Genomic DNA, 16093 nt, shown 5'->3' on the forward strand with positions numbered 1-16093 from the left:
AAAAACTAATTTTAAGGTAATATTAGCCATAAGAATGCAAGTCCCCATTATGCGTTATAACTAAAATTTGTCCATCACAAATAATCGGCTGAACAGAAGAGCCGCCAGGCATACGCCTAATTTTTTCTACTCTTCCCGTATCTGCATGAATAACAGCTAAACCAGCATGGGCAAGTGTTGAAAAACAAATCAATCTACCATCAACCATCAAAGGACCTACCCATTCAATCGCCCCTTTTTGATGTTTTTCATTGGAAAAGCGTCGTAATTGCGTAACCCACTGCACTCTTCCATTAAAGCGGTCTAAACATGCCAATTGCTGATCTAAAGAAAGAACATAAAGCCAATTTCCACAAACACATAGTGGATTTTGACTACTTGCCTCTCTTTCCCACAGGCGCCGCCCAGAGCGCACATCCATTGCGACTAAAACTTGGGACATCGAGGCGGCATAAACCGTATTACCAACAATCACGGGACAACCACGAATACACGCAAAATCTAGAGCAGCACCACGGCCATTCCCACCACCTAAACTATCACTCCAAATAATTTCACCAGACCCTACCCGTAACGCAACCAAATCTCCGCTATTAAATCCAGCAATAAGTGTATCCCCACTAATCGCAGGTGTCGAAGCCCCAAAAATAACCGTCGCTGCCGGAGAACCACGATATGTCCAAAGGAGTTTGCCCGTTTCTGTATCTAGGACAAAGAGACGCTCATCAATTGTTGTAAAAGCAAGAAGTCCTTTTGCAACGACAGGCGCTGAACGACCTGGTGTTCCTGCTTCAGAACTCCATTTTATTTTTCCGGTTGCCGCATATAAAGCCCAAACTTTCGTAACACCGTCAACGACATATAAAATATCTCCATCAACAGCAATCCCTCCCCCAATATTACTGGAATTGGTGTTAATAGCCGGCTGAAAGCTCCATAAAAAATGTCTTTTCGGCCATGTCCACGCTCTGACATTTCCTTGGGCATCCGAGGTAAAAATTCTACCTCCAGCAACAACAGGTGGAGATGCAATGGCCCCTCGGCTATTGGGAAAAGTTGTGACAATAGACAAGGCTGTTTTTAGAATATTGTAAGTTGAATCCCCCGCACCAATAGACATGCTCCAAAGCGGATGAACTCCCCGACCGGCGGCATTCGTTGAAAGATGTTCGGGAGAAATATTTTGCTGCGGCCAAGCTTTTATATTTTGAGGCGCAGGCAATATCACTTCAGCCTTTGGCCCTGATAAGGGATGAAGCCCTGCACCAAAAGATAAAACATCTATTCGTTGTCCTGCTAAATGCGGTTTTTCTTTCTCTCCCAAAAGATGCTCAATAACAGAACATCCAGGTAAAGAAGCTACAACAGCACTTCCAGATAAAGAACGAAGAAGATTCCGGCGGGAATATTTTTTTTCAAGATCGGCTTGAGCATTTTCTTTTTCTGAAAAACCCATACCCTATCTTTCTAGAGCTTGTAGCAATAAAGTTGCTCTCTGGTGCATACCCGACAAAGGAGTTGAAGAGGAAATAACTTCTTTTAATAAACGTAGGGCCTCTGCTTTATCTTCTTCAGAAGCACCTGGGCGCAAAGCTAAGGCAACTAGTCCCTCGCGTGCGAAATCTCCCCATAAAGGATAGGTTCTTGCAAGATTTTTATAACCTTCCTTCAATTCTCGTAACTCACGGTCAGATTGAGCCTCCTCTAAATGGGAGGCCTTTAAGTTAAGAGACATCAATAAAGCAAGTCCTTTTAAGGAATTACTTTTAAAGTTTTCTGGCGATAAAGCATTCTTTGCCTGAGCATCTAAATTATCTTTTCTTGAGAGATCACTTAGACGAATGGCAGAATATTCAGGAATTTGCTTCACATCCGTTTTTGAAAGATCTGTCATTTTTTTTTGCGCATCATGCCCTTGCAGTGCCAAAAAATACTGATCGGAAAGCTGCGTTCTTAAAAGCGTTTTCTGATGATAGTGCCATCCTACCCCGCCGCCGATAAGAGCCCCTAAACCTAATAAAGAAGCGCCACCCAAGAGCATTAACCGTGCCCAAGAACCAGAATTTCTTAAATTATTTACCTGCATTTGCTTCTTTCCTCAGGGTATATAATACGGCTTACTATTTTATCTTATGAGAAGATTTTCTTTTCAAGAAAAAAATAAGGGAAGTTTTCCGACTGCCTTTGATGCCGTAATTTCATGCTCTCTCATAACGATCTGGCCATTAACAATAGTCATCACAGGCCAGCCTCTGATTGATTTACCATCAAAAGGTGACCAGCCACAGGGAGAAACAAGTTTTTCTTTTGAAATTTTCGCCTCTTTTTTCATGTCTACGATTGTAAAATCAGCATCATATCCAACAGCAAGCCGTCCTTTTGTCGGCATTCCATAAACACGAGCAGGCCCTGCTGCCATTAAATCGACTAATCTTTCTAAAGTCAGACGACCTGCGTTTACATGATCGAGCATAATTGGAAGTAACGTTTGAATTCCCGTCAAACCTGATGAACAGGCAGACCATTCTCTTTCTTTTTCTTCCAGTGCATGCGGCGCATGATCAGAAGAAAGCACATCAACACGCCCGTCTCTTAATCCTTGCCATAAAGCATCTTGATGCGCTTTTCCTCGCAATGGTGGATTTAATACCGCCATGCCGCCAAGCTTTTCATAGCATTCCGGCGAATGAAGGGTTAAATGGTTTGCAAGCACTTCGCAAGTTGCAAAAGCTCTATGCTGACCAAGTAAAGCCATTTCCTCTGCTGTCGTCACATGTAAAATATGGATTGGTCTTTTTTCTTCATGCGCTAATTTAAGAATTTTTTTTGTAGCGAATAAGGCACAATCAACATCTCTCCAAACTTCATGCGTGCTATAAGAGGCTCCAGAATGGCGATAGGTTTTTGCTCTTTCCTGTAAGCGGTCTTCATCCTCAGCATGAAAAGCCACTCTACGATGGCCTGTCTGTAAGACTTTTCTAATGCCTGCCTCATCACCAATGAGTAAATCTCCTGTACTTGAGCCGGCAAAAACTTTAATGGCACAGACACCTTCAAGACATTCTAAAGCGGCCAAATGCGCTATATTCTGTTGAGAGGCGCCCATATAAAATCCAATATTTACAAGCGCCTCTTGCCTTGCACGCTCGACTTTATAAGAAAGGGAATCATTATCAATGGTTGGCGGGGTATTATTGGGCATGTCCAAAATTGTTGTCAGACCACCTAAAGCCGCACCTTTTGCGCCCGTTGCAATCGTTTCCGCATGCTCTTTTCCAGGCTCTCTTAAGTGAACATGGGAATCCATCAGTCCCGGCAGAAGATGAAGACCGGAAAGATCAACCTCCTCTTCTGCGGTATCTTGTGCTACAGGCGAAAAAGAAACAATTTTTCCACCATGAACGGCAACATCCCCAACGCTTCCCCCCCATGGGAAAATTCGTTTCGCATTACGTAAAATGAGATCAAAATGCATAACTTATATTCCCTTATCGTTTTTTAAATTTTCAAGCATTATTAAAATAAATTCCTGAACCCGTTCAACTGATAATAAAGACATCACGCCTTTACCTGAAAATCCTGGAGCCTCCATAAAATAGGCTTTTTCACCTCTAGGGGCGTATTTTATCGAAAGGCTAGGTCCAAATATCCCTAAAGTTGGTATTCCTATCGCAGCGCTTAAATGCATTAAGCCAGAATCATTCCCGACAAACAACGCACAATTTTGAAGGCATGCGGAAACAAATTCCAAATCCTCGCCCCCCCCGAAATCTAATGTATCCGGATGCATCTTAAAAAAAGATGAGACAGCTCTCTTTTCTTCCTCACGTGCGCCATAAAAAATAACGAGATTAAATCCTTTTCTTTTCAGAAAATTTCCTAGCTGAATAAAATTTTCAATCGGCCAGCATTTTTGTGGACTTCCTGCCGTTGGTGCCAAAGCAACATACGGAGGTGAAAACATTCTTTTTTTTGCTTTTTCCTGCATCTTAAAAGAAGGATTAATTCTCGGCATAGTTTCCAGCGGAAGAGACATTTTTTTTAATTGTGCGATGGCGCGCTGTTTTTGAAATTTTTTACCGATCAAAATTTTTCTTTGAGAAGCTCTTAAAAAAAACGAAAGGATAGATCCCCTTAAATCGACAGTTAAAAACCATTTTGTAGGGAAACATTTACACCATAAGAAATACCAGTGGCGATTATATGACTTTTTATGAATCGGAATAATCCGATCAATATTTGATACGGTTTTAAAAAGAGAAACAACCTCAGCACCACAAGCGATTGTAAAGCGTGCTGTTGGAAATTGCTGTGTTAGAGCCTCCAGAACAGATAAAGAAATTACAGCATCACCCAAACGTGATGAGGTAATAAATAAAATCTTTATCATTCTTGATTCCACATCATCCCGGCATTGTCCCCAATAAAATCTTTATGTGCCTTCATGATTTCTTCTGAAGGAAGAGACATTATGCGGGGTATTCTATCTTCTCTAATTCTCTTAAAAGAAAAATTCTGTTTTTTTTGAGAAGCCGAATCACTCTCAAGACTAAGCCCCCCTTGCCGTCCACCTATGAGTTCAAGGTACACTTGCCCCAGTAACTTACAGTCTAAAAGCGCATTATGGGTGATACGTTCAGAACGATCAATTTTAAAGCGGCTACATAAAATATTAAGAGAATTTGGCTGGCCTGGAAATTTTTTTTTGGCCATCGCCAACGTGTCTACAGCACGTGTCTTATAATCAAGGGGTGGACGTCCGCTTTTTTGAAGCTCAGCATTTAGAAACTTAAAGTCAAAGGCTGCATTATGCGCAACCAGCTTTGAATCCCCAACAAATTCTAAAAATTCATCTATAATTTCGCCAAAAAGCGGCTGGCCCTCCACATCCGCATCTGTAAAACCGTGAACCTTTGTCGCTTCTTCGGGGATTTCTCTTTGAGGATTAATGAGGGTACGAAATTGCTGCTCTGTTGGAAGTGCATTAATCAGTTCGATCCCTGCAATTTCAATAATACGATCTCCTGTATCTGGATCCAAACCTGTGGTTTCTGTATCAAAAACAATTACACGGTTCATCGTATCAATCCTTTTTTTCTAAGATAAGAATCTAAAAGTAACTTTGTTTCTAAAAGGGAAATATCTCCCCTAAGTACCAAGACCTTATCCGTTAAATTATTTTCCTCTTGTTTTTGGCGTTTTTCAATACGCCTGAGCTCCTCTAAAGACAAAAACCCTCTTTCAGAAATTCTTTTATGTCGGCAAGTTTCAGAAGTTTCGATATAAAAAATTTCATCACACAGAATATCTATGCCGCTTCCCCACATTAAAGGGACATCCAAAACAATAAACGGAGAGTATTTATTTTGTGAAATAAAATTTATGGCCTTCTTTTTGACCTCTGGAAAAATAATTTCCTCCATATCCCTTAACGAAGAATCATTTTTTAAAACTTCAAAACGTAATTTTTGACGATCAAGCTTCCCTTTTTTATCAAAGACATTTGGGAATTTTTTTTGGATCTTTCTTTGAATCTGTGCCGCCGTCTCTTGCAATTTTCTAGCTTCGAAATCCGCATCAAAGACAGGAAAATTCTTTTCTTTAAAAAAATGTGCAATCGTACTTTTTCCTGCGGCAATTTTTCCTGTAATGCCGACGACAATCATCCTATCTCCTCTCTGGTCACATCATTTCCTAAAAACTATCTCCACAACATCTTTTGCATCATTATAAAAGATTGATAGAGTAATTCTGTTATGAAAATAAACGATTTTTCACTTTGTAAAAAATCCTGCCTGATCTCTATTTCTAATGCAGAAATTTTTCTGTTACCTGCATGTGTCGGGACTGTATATTCCTTTTCTAAATCCAGGCTGTAAGGTTTATTTTCGCCAATACACAAAGAATCATTTTTTCTAAAAAGTATTTCCTTAAAAATAGAAGCAGATTCTGCATCATGGTTAAATAATAATCCAATTTCCCAAGGGCGTTTAAAAGCATCTGTTTTAAGTTTTGGCGTAAAACTATGTAAAGAAACAAAGAATGTTGGCTTTTTTTGAGAGATTCTTTCCTCTAAAAGTTCAGAAATTTTCTGATGATAAGGTTGAAAAATCTTTTTGTGGCGCCAAGCCCTCTCCTTTTTTGAAAGATTCAGATTAGCAGGAATGATGGTTCCATCGCTTATTTCGGGAATAATATCCTTTCTCTCTGGCTGACGATTACAATCAATCACCAAACGAGAAAAATTCTGTTCAACCAATGTTGCCTTTAAGCGGTCAGCTAATACGCTTCCAACTTCTCGGATACCAAGATCATAAGCAATATGACGCTCTTGGTCTTTTTGAGCCAGCCCCAAATTCCCAAGGGACTCTGGAAAGAGTTTTCCTGCGTGATCGCTTACGAAAAAAAAGGGAGATTCACCAAGACGTATATTAAAGGCAGATGCTCTTCTCATAATTCCCAATTTTCTGTATTTTTAGACTGTATTTCCTATTAAATGATAGCGGAGGCTTCTCCTCTTGAGAAAGATTTTTTTCTTCTCTAGGATTCTAAAAAATCATCAACCTGTCATTTTAAATTGAGATCCAAATGAAAAAATCAACCATCCTTATCTCTCTCTTGGGCCTGATGCTCACTGCATGCGGTCGTGCCGGCGCACCTGTTGCCCCAGGACCTGCAGATCAAGTAGCCTATCCACAGGCCTATCCTGCTGAATAAAAACGCTTTTAAAGATCATATGGGACGTCAAAAGACATGCCATCCCACCCAGGAATAATGTCTTTTGGCAAAGAATTCTTAAGCGTTTCGTAGTCTAATTTATGTCCCATATGGGTTAAAATAATTTTTTCAGGATGAAAGGCTTCTTTCCATCTAAAAACATCTTCTAAAGAAGCATGTGAAGGATGATCTTTTTCCTGAAAACACCCAATAAGCCAGCATTTTAATCCAAACAGCATCTTTTCAGATTCCTCCGGAAAGGCGGTTACATCTGTTGAATATGCAAAATTCCCAATTCGCAAACCATTACTAAAATACCCCCCATGTTCCTGCCGAAGCACAGAAAGTTTCAGGGGACCTATTTTTAATGTCTGCCCCTCCTTTACCGGCATGAGATCGAAAGAGGGCCATGGAAAACGATCCGGAGCATGCGGACGAAAAGCATAGGCACAACGTTTTTTAATTTCCTCTAAAGTCGTTTCCGTCCCATAAAGTGGAAGATATTTTTTTATTTGCCGGTTAACTGCACGAAGCTCATCTAAACCACCAATGTGATCGCTATGCGGATGCGTACAAAAAATAGCATCTACTTTTGAAAAACCTGCATTAAGCATTTGCGTACGAAAATCGGGGCTCGCATCCACAAGCAACCTAAAACCCTGATATTCTATGACGATTGAGGCTCTTGTCCGTCGATTGCGAGGATTATGAGGATCACATTTCCCCCAAATACCCGTATTTTCCCCCTCATCACCGCCAACCATAGGAACGCCTGCGGATCCTCCAGAACCCAATATTGTTATTTTCATCGTCATATAGAAATAGCTCTCGTAAATAAACGATAAAAATTTTCTGTTGTTTGAGAGGCTATGTCTTCCACAGAACAATGACGGAGTTTTGCTAAATATTCTGCAACAAAATAAGTCCAGCCTGGGATATTAGGTTTCCCACGCTTTGGGACAGGGGCTAAAAAAGGACTATCCGTCTCAACTAAAATGCGATCTACAGGAAAACTTTTCGCAACTTCTTGAATTGCTTCACATTTTGGAAAAGTCAAAAGCCCTGAAAAGCTAATATAGCCCCCCAAGATTTCTATTCTTTTTGCAAACGCTATATCTTCTGCAAAACAATGAATCAGAAAAGGAAATTTCCCCTTTCTTGTCTCATCATCCAAAATTGAAAGAACATCCTTCCCCGCCTGACGGCAATGGATGATGACAGGCATTCCTGTCTCTCTAGAGGCCTCAATATGACGTCTAAAATAGCTAAATTGTATTTCTTTTGTTGATTCACTACTTCGGAAATAATCCAAGCCCGTTTCACCAATCCCAATAATTCCATCACTCTCAAGCTCACGAAGCATCTCTTGGAGACTTGGCAGAGATTCACTCTCAACATTATTAGGATGGATACCGAGACTGCCCCAAACCTGAATGTCTGAACCACGAAAAGATTCAACCAGTTTTTTCTGTATCGCTCTTTCTGACCATTTTGTACCAATGGTATTCGCCCCATGAAGATGGTGCTCTTGTGAAGAGGCCAGAGCAATACTGGCATCTTCACATAAATCTAGGTGGCAATGGGAATCAATAATCTTCATATTTTTTCCAAAATCTCTATACGTGGAAATAAAGGAACGGGCTGCGGGAAAAGAATCTCTTCACGATTCAATGGTTCTTTTAAAAACTCAAATGTTCTCTTTTCAGGAGGAACCGCTAAAATATCCAAAAGCGTAGACATTTTTTCAGGCATATAAGGCTGTAAAAGTGTCGCAATATAACGCAAAGCCTCTACCAACACCCATAAAACCACAATCATTCTCTCTGTATCTACCTTACGAAGCTTCCAAGGCGCTTGATGATCAATATAAGCATTTGCCGCACGAATAACTTCCCAGATTTTTTCAATTCCCTGAGATAAGGCAACCCGGTCCATATATTCACTTAAAAGCTCTGGCAGAATGCGGGCTTGATTTAAAAGCGCTAAATCTTCTTGAGAAAGCTCCACCCTTCCCGGAAGTTTTCCTTCTTTATTTTTCGCAATAAAGCTCAAAACACGCTGGGCGAGATTACCAAGATCATTTGCAAGCTCTGTATTAATTCTTGTGATAAGAGAGGAGCGGCTAAAATTAGCATCTCCGCCAAAAGGAACCTCCCGCATTAGAAAATATCTCAGAGCATCCACACCAAACTCCTTTGATAATTCCAACGGATCCAGAACGTTGCCAATAGATTTACTCATTTTCTGGCCTTCCACAGTCCACCAACCATGGGCAAAAACTTTTTTAGGAAGTTCAAGATCTGCGGCCATAAGAAAGGCTGGCCAGTAAATACAATGGAATCTTGTAATTTCTTTCCCAACAAGATGCACTTCCGGCGGCCAAAATTTCTTAAATTTTTCACTTTCCGTATCTGGATAGCCAACTGCCGTGAGATAATTTGAAAGCGCATCAAACCAAACATACATGACATGCGCTTCATCTCCGGGGACAGGAATCCCCCATTTAAAGCTTGTACGGCTTACGGATAAATCACGAAGGCCTTGTTTTACAAAGCTTTCGATTTCATTGCGTGCGCCATAAGGGGCAATAAAATCTGGATTTTCCTTATAAAAATCTAACAATTTTTCTGTAAAGGCAGAGAGTTTAAAAAAGTAAGAAGGCTCCTTAATATATTCGACAGGGGCTCCTTCTAATGTTGTTTTTTCTCCATTCTCAAGTGTTTTTAGCTCATCTTCACCAATAAAAGCTTCATCTCTGGCAGAATACCAACCCTCATAAAAACCTAGGTAAATATATCCTTTTTCTGCAATTTTTTTCCATAAAGATTGCGCAACATGCTTATGAATTTCTGAAGTTGTTCTCACAAAAAAATCAGATTGCACATTCAAGGAATCCTGCATTTTTTTAAATTCTGCAGACACCTGATCCGTAAATAATTTCGGCGTTATATTTTTGCTTTGTGCACTTCGTTCCACTTTTTGACCATACTCGTCTGTACCTGTTTCAAAAAGAACGTCTTTACCATCTAACCTTTTAAAACGTGCGAGAATGTCTGCGGCAATAGAGGTATAAGCATGGCCGATATGTGGATTGCCATTCACATAAAAAATAGGGGTCGTTACCATATAAGTATTTTTAGTCATAATTTTTACTTTCTTCTTTCTACTGCAATAAAGCTAAAGATTCCGTCAGAACTTGATCTTTTTCTAAAGAAAATCGTTCACTATCCAAAAGAAGCTCTTGCAGTTTAAAATATCTTTTGGCTAACTCTTGGGCTTGTATATAATTCTCATTTTGGACGGCTTGTCGAGATTTACAAGCAATCCCTTCTTTCAAAAGCAGGTAAAAGAGCGAAGTTCCTTCCCCTTGCTGAAGATGAGAAATTTTCTCTTTTATCGTATCTAAGGCCCCTCCCTCTATCAGAGCATCAATTAAGTTCGGCAAATGCGCATATTTTTCCTCCGAAAGCAAAAGAGCAATACGAGGAGAGCCCTTAGCATATTTTAAAACAGATTCTGAAATTTCTGGAATAAGTTTACGCATATCCCTATCCGATAACGGAAAGAGCTTTAAAAGACGACAACGGCTGCGAATAGTATCCTGAATAGATCCTAAACGTGAAGTGATAAGAAAAAAAACAGTCCGAGGCGGTGGTTCTTCAATAAGCTTTAGCAAAGCATTTGCCGCCGAAATACTAAGATTTTCTGCACCATCAATCACAGCGACACGCCAAGTATTATGCGTGGATGTCCGCTGAAAAAAATGATTTAAATGCCTAACTTCCTCGACAGGAATATCTCTTTTTTTAGGAAGTCCATGGTCATCTATTTCTCGCCGAAGTATGACAATCCCTTCATGTGTTCCTGCTAAAAGACGTTTTTCATCTAAAGAGTTAGGCGAAATTTTCAAAAGAAGCTTGATACAATGAAAAACAAATGTCTCTTTGCCAATCCCTGAAGGTCCTGAAATTAACCATGCATGCGATAAAGTTCCTTTTTGAAAGGCTTTTTCAAAAAGCGTTAATGCCGGCTCATGCCCAATAAGATTTGAAGCGTGAGAAGGTAAAGGAAGTGTCATGCAATGATCTTTTTATTCACAAATTTATAATGAAGATTTTGTAAAAAAACCTCTATTTTTTCTTGTAAATCAGCTTGTATATGCTCTGGCGGCAAAAGAGCATCTATCACCGAAATTCTTTCCGGATACTTATCGGCCTGGACTAAATACCCTTCTCTAACATTTTGATGAAACGCTTCTTTTTCCTGCTCGTAGCGATCTTGCTGATTTTGACGCCTTCTTGCTCTTTCCATTCCCCGCGGCACCGGAATATCTAACAGAAAAGTTGCCTGCGGTTTTATCGGTGCCAATCTATGAAGATTTTCAATAAAATCTAAAATCTCAGCATCGCCTTTCTTCATACCATAGCCTTGATAAGCCCAAGTTGAATCGTAAAACCGATCACATAGAACAATTTTTCCAGCAGCCAAGGCTGGCAAAATAATCTGTTCAATATGATCCAGTCTTGCTGCAAAATGAACGGCAATTTCTGCACGTACAGAAAAATTTGGCTGAGAGAAAAGAAGAAGCTTTCTTAATAATTCCGCCCCTTTTGTTCCGCCGGGTTCTCTCGTTAAACAAACTTCGTAACCTTTTGCAGTTAGCCAAGAGTTTAACAAGTGCGTTTGGGTGCTTTTGCCAGCACCCTCTCCCCCTTCAAAAGTTAAAAAAAGCCCTTTATTTTCCATAGTTACTCACACGACGCCAAATTTTAGAGGCCGCACCGAGTGGCTCTACATCCTGGGAAACAAGCAATGGGATTTTTTCCATTGGCTTTCCGGGGACTTTCAACTCTAATGTTCCAATTTCCGTGCCGGCTCTAAGCGGGGCTTTTAATGGAGAGCTATACACTACATTTTCCGAAATATGATGTGTATTACGGGAAACCGTCGCCACAACATCTCGAGAAGCCACAAGGGAAACCGTATCTTTTTTTCCCATCCAAACAGGAACGGCAGGAACAACGACTTGACCTTTTGTTAAAATTCTACGTTGCTCAAAATTAACAAATCCCCACTCCATAAGGCGCTCCCCTTCCGAGGCTCGACTGCTCATGCTAGGCAGACCATTTGCAACAACTAAAATTCTCTGTCCGCCTCGTTGCGCACTAGCACAAAGTCCATATCCTCCAGCATCTGTATGGCCAGTTTTCAAACCATCTGCGATCCCTTTGAGGACCAGAGAGTTTCTATTTTCCTGACGAATATGATTATAGGTAAAAACTTTTTCGCCAAAGAAATGATAATATTGTGGAAAATCTCTTAACAATGCCGTTGCTAATGTCGCAATATCCCGTGCCGTCATATAATGACCTGTCATGGGCCATCCTGTCGCATTAACAAAATGAGATCCTGTCATCCCTAAGCGGGCAGCCTCTTCATTCATCAGTTCAGCAAAGCGTGCCTCACTCCCGGCAATTCCCTCTGCAAGAACCACGCAAGCATCATTGCCTGATTGCACCAAAGCGCCTTGCAAAAGGTCAGAAACTGTAATTTGTTTTCCAACGGGGACAAACATACGTGAGCCACCCATATGCCACGCGGCTTCACTGACAGTGAAGGTTTGAGATAAACTAATTCTATCAGCAGATAAAAATAGGAAAACAATATAGGCCGTCATCATTTTTGTTAACGAAGATGGCGGCATATGTTCATCGGCATTTTTACTTAAAAGCTCTGTTCCTGTGATAGGATCTGAAACAAAAGCCCAACGAGCAGGTGTAAACGGCTGTGATGAAAGCATTTCATTCGAAGGACGAACATTCTTTGGCAAGGAAAGAGAAGCTTCCTCTCCAAAGCTCATCCGAGAAGACATGCACAGACTTCCCAACCCTAATGTTGTTGCGGCACCCGTTAAAAATCTGCGACGTTTCACCATAAAACCAAAATCCTCAAGCAGTGTTTGTTTTTGAATAAGCGAAAAAAATATCCATTTTACGGATCGCTTAAGTCCCCTAAAAGAGCTGCCGCCAAAGCATAAAATTCTGACGGATTATAACGCATTATTACTCTAAAATTCGGATAAAGCATAAAACTCTCTCCTTTTGAACCTTCAGGCTGAAATAATATACCTATCAAATCTGGAGATAAAAAATGATTTCCACTCACAGGATAAACACCTAAATTTTCCCATTCTGACAATTTATGTCTCGGTGCGGTACTATAATTCTCTGTCCCTGGAAATGTTTTTACTTCTCCAACATAAGAACTAATCTTAACAGGCTCTCCCCAACGGGTTTTGTGATCCCATCCTGACTTTTGCATATAATTTGCAATCGAATTGAGGACATCTTGTTTGTTTCTCCAAATATTTGGATAACGTGGATGAAAAAAACCTCTTACATGCCCGGTTGTTGCGAAATGCATATAGGCTGTTGGCATAAACTGAGCCTGTCCCATTGCGCCAGCATAGCTACTGGTCATTTTTGAAGGACTAATATCTCCTTTCCCTGCAATTTCCAAAGCCGCTAAAAGCTCTCTTCTAAAAAATTCAGATCGCCTGCCGTCAAAAGCTAATGTTGATAAGGCCGCAAAGACATTATGTTTTCCCTCGACATCTCCAAAATGAGATTCAATCCCCCAAATGCCTAAAATAATATGAGGATCAACACCACCATATAGCTCTGAAATTTTCTGTAGCGTTTTTTTATTTTTAGACCATTCCTCACAACCTTGCTTTAAACGCATTGGCGAAATAACATTGTCTCTATATGTTTTCCAGCTCCAATGAAATTCTGGCTGATTTCGGTCGTGACTGATAATGGTTTTATTAGGATAAGGCTGTTTTTTTGAAAAACTCAAAGCATAATCTACTGTCGATGATGAAGCGAGATGCTTAGCCAGAGCCTCCTTGCGAATCTCTTCTAAGAAATGTGCATAACTTTTATGAACTGCCTCTTTCTCAGATATTTCTATGGGAGATAGAGAGGATTTTACCTCATCTGCAGAGGCAATAGGAAAATAAACAACCTCAAAAAGCAAGAATAAAGCACAAAAAGGAAATTTTCTCTTTTTAAAAATTATGCTTAACACAAACCATCCCCCACCATTTTCTATACTCAATCAATAACGGTTATTTTGCCCATTTTCCAATTTCTTTTATCTCAAAAATTATATTTTATTCATTTATTAGAATCTTCATCCATCATGAAAGCCTTGGCGGTGATTGTTGGCACCTTTGTTCTTGAAGATTTAACGACTGTTTTAACGGCCTTAGCCGCACAACAAAATAAAATTTCAATCCTTTTAGCCATTATATCTCTTTGGATTGGGATAATGATTGGAGACATACTTCTCTATACACTTGGAATGGCAGGAACAAAACGAGAAAAACTACACCGTTTTTTAAAACTTTCTGAAGTAAATAGAGGTCAAAAATGGTTTTCTCAAAATATTATAAAAATTGTCATTATCTCCCGCTTTGTTCCTGGGCTACGCCTTCCCTTTTATACCGCCTGCGGTTTTTTCCGGACACCTTTTAAACCTTTCATTCAAATTGTTGCCCTTTCCACTTTTATTTGGACAATTTTTTTATTTTTTATTTCTTTTAAGGCTGGTGGCTGGATCCTTGAACATGCAGAAAAATGGCGTTGGATCGGTATTTGTGGTTTTTTCTTAGGCCTCTATCTTCTAAAGAAACTTATGAATCGCCTGAGAGTACTTTAACATTCTTTCTCTTTCTTGTTTGGAAACTTTTTATCAATGCTTCAGCGCCCCCTCATGAAATTTCCCCTAACGAAAGACAGCCCTCTCTCTCTCTTTGAATTTTGGCCAAATTCAATTTTTTATATCCCGGTTTTTTTCTTCTGGTTTTTAAAAGCCTTTGAGCATCGAGGGATTGCAACCTCCCTTCTCGCCAACCCCCGTATCGAAACTGGCGGCCTTTGCGGAGAGAGCAAGAGTGCCATCTTAAACATGGCAGGAGATACGGCAAAAACGGCAATTGCGCCCTATATCACTTTCCGAAATAGCCCTCATGCGCTAACACATCTCAAGAGGCGCTTGTCAGAACAAAATTTTTCATTTCCTCTCGTTATAAAACCTGATATCGGCTCTAACGGTACAGGGGTTCGAAAAATTAACTCTGAATCTGACTTAAAAAAAACGCTTTCTCTTTTTCCTTACGGAAACATGCTTATTGCACAGGAACTTATTGATTTTCCGCTAGAGGCAGGCATTTTTTTTATTCGTCATCCAAATGAAAAACACGGAAAAATAACCTCCATTACGTATAAAGAGGTTCCGGTTCTTATTGGGGATGGCCACTCATCTCTCTTAAGCCTGGCCCTGCAGAATAAAAGAATACGGAAACTTTTTCCGCTTTACCTGCCTTATTTACGCAAAAATGCCGGTAAGATTTTAGCCAAAAATGAAAAATATCCTCTTGTTTTTGCAGGGAATCATCGACGTGGCTCTATTTTTTGGAATGGCACTGCGGATTTAACATCAGAACTTGAAAAAGCCATCAACAAAATTCTTCTTGATATTCCACATTTTTTCTTTGGGCGCATTGATCTCAAAGTAAAATCTAAAAATGATCTTTTAAGAGGACAACATTTTAAAATTATTGAAATAAATGGCGTTGGTTCCGAAGCAACGCACATATGGGATCGAAAAACAAAACTCATTGATGCTTATCGAGATCAATTTTACCATTATGGTATGGCTTTTAAAATTGGGAATTATCTTAAAAATCAATCTTGGACGCACTGCTCTATCATACATTTTTTAAAATCTTGGCAAAAGCATAAAAAACTGACAGCTTTATACCCTAAAAATGATTAATTTTGAACACTCCCGCCAAATGCGTAATTACTAATTTTCTGTTCTAAAGAAGGTTGAGAAAATGTATTTTTCATCACAGATCCTGGTCGAAGAAAATACGTACTCCTCCCTGGTTCAATCTCTAAATGACTTTCCCCCGTCATTGATTTTACGAGGGTAAGAGAACTATCATCTGGCAGCATTAGCTGTGATTTTAAATCAAAGGTAATTTCTGCATTATCTTGATCTATATTAAGATTTACACTCTCTACCTTGCCAATTTCGACCCCTTTGGAAAAAATTGGCGAACCTCCCTTAAGGCCATCTACAGAGGTCAGGACAGCACGATAAGCAGTAAAATTCACGGATGAGACGGAATGATTTACTTTAAAACACCATACAAAAAAGAATATGGTCGCCAACAAAATACCGATGCTTAAAACAATTTGCCCATTATTTTTACTAATCATGGCGAATATTTTATGCTACCCCCCTCATTACTGCTTTTAAGTCTTTCTCAAAAGCATCTTCCAAAACAAAAACATTTAGGCGGAAA

At 39.8% G+C, this 16093-nt stretch carries 17 protein-coding genes; 2 read left to right on the plus strand and 15 right to left on the minus strand.

The window, feature by feature from the left end:
* Positions 1-22 precede the first annotated feature (22 nt).
* The 14 genes from FAI41_00285 to FAI41_00350 form a co-directional block, all read right to left on the minus strand.
* Positions 23-1456, minus strand: a complete 1434-nt coding sequence (locus FAI41_00285; GenBank protein QCE32151.1) for a dehydrogenase — start codon at positions 1454-1456, stop codon at positions 23-25.
* Positions 1457-1459: 3 nt separating this feature from the next.
* Positions 1460-2086 (minus strand): hypothetical protein, encoded by a 627-nt coding sequence (locus FAI41_00290; GenBank protein ID QCE32152.1) that lies wholly within the window; start codon positions 2084-2086, stop codon positions 1460-1462.
* Between the two features lie 63 nt (positions 2087-2149).
* Positions 2150-3475 (minus strand): dihydroorotase, encoded by a 1326-nt coding sequence (locus tag FAI41_00295; GenBank protein ID QCE32153.1) that lies wholly within the window; start codon positions 3473-3475, stop codon positions 2150-2152.
* Between the two features lie 3 nt (positions 3476-3478).
* Positions 3479-4390 (minus strand): glycosyltransferase family 9 protein, encoded by a 912-nt coding sequence (locus FAI41_00300; GenBank protein ID QCE32154.1) that lies wholly within the window; start codon positions 4388-4390, stop codon positions 3479-3481.
* Complete coding sequence (gene dnaQ / locus FAI41_00305; GenBank protein QCE32155.1) at positions 4387-5079, minus strand: DNA polymerase III subunit epsilon; 693 nt, start codon at positions 5077-5079, stop codon at positions 4387-4389. Before dnaQ ends, FAI41_00300 begins: the two co-directional genes overlap by 4 nt.
* Complete coding sequence (gene coaE / locus FAI41_00310) at positions 5076-5666, minus strand: dephospho-CoA kinase (GenBank protein QCE32156.1); 591 nt, start codon at positions 5664-5666, stop codon at positions 5076-5078. The genes dnaQ and coaE overlap by 4 nt, the downstream gene beginning before the upstream one ends.
* A 35-nt stretch (positions 5667-5701) precedes the next feature.
* A complete protein-coding gene (locus tag FAI41_00315) occupies positions 5702-6454 on the minus strand; it encodes an N-formylglutamate amidohydrolase (GenBank protein ID QCE32157.1) in 753 nt (250 codons plus the stop codon).
* Between the two features lie 271 nt (positions 6455-6725).
* The gene (locus tag FAI41_00320) at positions 6726-7526 is read right to left on the minus strand and encodes an MBL fold metallo-hydrolase (protein ID QCE33739.1); all 801 of its coding nucleotides are present in this window, start codon (positions 7524-7526) and stop codon (positions 6726-6728) included.
* Positions 7527-7528: 2 nt separating this feature from the next.
* Positions 7529-8317, minus strand: a complete 789-nt coding sequence (locus FAI41_00325; GenBank protein QCE32158.1) for a TatD family deoxyribonuclease — start codon at positions 8315-8317, stop codon at positions 7529-7531.
* Positions 8314-9861: a methionine--tRNA ligase gene (locus FAI41_00330; GenBank protein QCE32159.1), complete on the minus strand. Its 1548-nt coding sequence runs from the start codon at positions 9859-9861 to the stop codon at positions 8314-8316. Before FAI41_00330 ends, FAI41_00325 begins: the two co-directional genes overlap by 4 nt.
* A 19-nt stretch (positions 9862-9880) precedes the next feature.
* The gene (locus FAI41_00335; GenBank protein QCE32160.1) at positions 9881-10795 is read right to left on the minus strand and encodes a hypothetical protein; all 915 of its coding nucleotides are present in this window, start codon (positions 10793-10795) and stop codon (positions 9881-9883) included.
* Positions 10792-11463, minus strand: a complete 672-nt coding sequence (gene tmk, locus FAI41_00340; GenBank protein ID QCE32161.1) for a dTMP kinase — start codon at positions 11461-11463, stop codon at positions 10792-10794. Before tmk ends, FAI41_00335 begins: the two co-directional genes overlap by 4 nt.
* Positions 11453-12652 (minus strand): D-alanyl-D-alanine carboxypeptidase, encoded by a 1200-nt coding sequence (locus FAI41_00345; GenBank protein QCE32162.1) that lies wholly within the window; start codon positions 12650-12652, stop codon positions 11453-11455. Before FAI41_00345 ends, tmk begins: the two co-directional genes overlap by 11 nt.
* 56 nt (positions 12653-12708) lie before the next feature.
* The gene (locus tag FAI41_00350; protein QCE32163.1) at positions 12709-13836 is read right to left on the minus strand and encodes a lytic murein transglycosylase; all 1128 of its coding nucleotides are present in this window, start codon (positions 13834-13836) and stop codon (positions 12709-12711) included.
* A gap of 84 nt (positions 13837-13920) precedes the next feature.
* Here FAI41_00350 and FAI41_00355 point away from each other — a divergent pair, with 84 nt between their 5' ends.
* The gene (locus tag FAI41_00355; protein ID QCE32164.1) at positions 13921-14439 is read left to right on the plus strand and encodes a hypothetical protein; all 519 of its coding nucleotides are present in this window, start codon (positions 13921-13923) and stop codon (positions 14437-14439) included.
* A 54-nt stretch (positions 14440-14493) separates the two neighbouring features.
* On the plus strand, positions 14494-15558 hold the full coding sequence (locus tag FAI41_00360) for an ATP-grasp domain-containing protein (GenBank protein ID QCE33740.1): 1065 nt from the start codon (positions 14494-14496) through the stop codon (positions 15556-15558).
* Here the strand turns inward: FAI41_00360 and FAI41_00365 are convergent.
* The gene (locus FAI41_00365) at positions 15555-16007 is read right to left on the minus strand and encodes an MCE family protein (protein ID QCE32165.1); all 453 of its coding nucleotides are present in this window, start codon (positions 16005-16007) and stop codon (positions 15555-15557) included. The genes FAI41_00360 and FAI41_00365 overlap by 4 nt on opposite strands.
* Between the last annotated feature and the right edge of the window lie 86 nt (positions 16008-16093).

Source organism: Acetobacteraceae bacterium (assembly GCA_004843165.1).
Lineage (GTDB): Bacteria > Pseudomonadota > Alphaproteobacteria > Acetobacterales > Acetobacteraceae.

Excerpts from the sequence above, each read along its gene's own strand:
- FAI41_00360 (QCE33740.1), top strand. The coding sequence starts at position 14,494 with ATGAAATTTCCCCTAACGAAAGACAGCCCTCTCTCTCTCTTTGAATTT.
- FAI41_00335 (QCE32160.1), bottom strand. The coding sequence starts at position 10,795 with ATGACACTTCCTTTACCTTCTCACGCTTCAAATCTTATTGGGCATGAG.
- dnaQ (QCE32155.1), bottom strand. The coding sequence starts at position 5,079 with ATGAACCGTGTAATTGTTTTTGATACAGAAACCACAGGTTTGGATCCA.
- FAI41_00295 (QCE32153.1), bottom strand. The coding sequence starts at position 3,475 with ATGCATTTTGATCTCATTTTACGTAATGCGAAACGAATTTTCCCATGG.
- coaE (QCE32156.1), bottom strand. The coding sequence starts at position 5,666 with ATGATTGTCGTCGGCATTACAGGAAAAATTGCCGCAGGAAAAAGTACG.
- tmk (QCE32161.1), bottom strand. The coding sequence starts at position 11,463 with ATGGAAAATAAAGGGCTTTTTTTAACTTTTGAAGGGGGAGAGGGTGCT.
- FAI41_00290 (QCE32152.1), bottom strand. The coding sequence starts at position 2,086 with ATGCAGGTAAATAATTTAAGAAATTCTGGTTCTTGGGCACGGTTAATG.
- FAI41_00365 (QCE32165.1), bottom strand. The coding sequence starts at position 16,007 with ATGATTAGTAAAAATAATGGGCAAATTGTTTTAAGCATCGGTATTTTG.
- FAI41_00285 (QCE32151.1), bottom strand. The coding sequence starts at position 1,456 with ATGGGTTTTTCAGAAAAAGAAAATGCTCAAGCCGATCTTGAAAAAAAA.
- FAI41_00325 (QCE32158.1), bottom strand. The coding sequence starts at position 8,317 with ATGAAGATTATTGATTCCCATTGCCACCTAGATTTATGTGAAGATGCC.
- FAI41_00300 (QCE32154.1), bottom strand. The coding sequence starts at position 4,390 with ATGATAAAGATTTTATTTATTACCTCATCACGTTTGGGTGATGCTGTA.
- FAI41_00320 (QCE33739.1), bottom strand. The coding sequence starts at position 7,526 with ATGAAAATAACAATATTGGGTTCTGGAGGATCCGCAGGCGTTCCTATG.
- FAI41_00345 (QCE32162.1), bottom strand. The coding sequence starts at position 12,652 with ATGGTGAAACGTCGCAGATTTTTAACGGGTGCCGCAACAACATTAGGG.
- FAI41_00315 (QCE32157.1), bottom strand. The coding sequence starts at position 6,454 with ATGAGAAGAGCATCTGCCTTTAATATACGTCTTGGTGAATCTCCCTTT.
- FAI41_00355 (QCE32164.1), top strand. The coding sequence starts at position 13,921 with ATGAAAGCCTTGGCGGTGATTGTTGGCACCTTTGTTCTTGAAGATTTA.
- FAI41_00330 (QCE32159.1), bottom strand. The coding sequence starts at position 9,861 with ATGACTAAAAATACTTATATGGTAACGACCCCTATTTTTTATGTGAAT.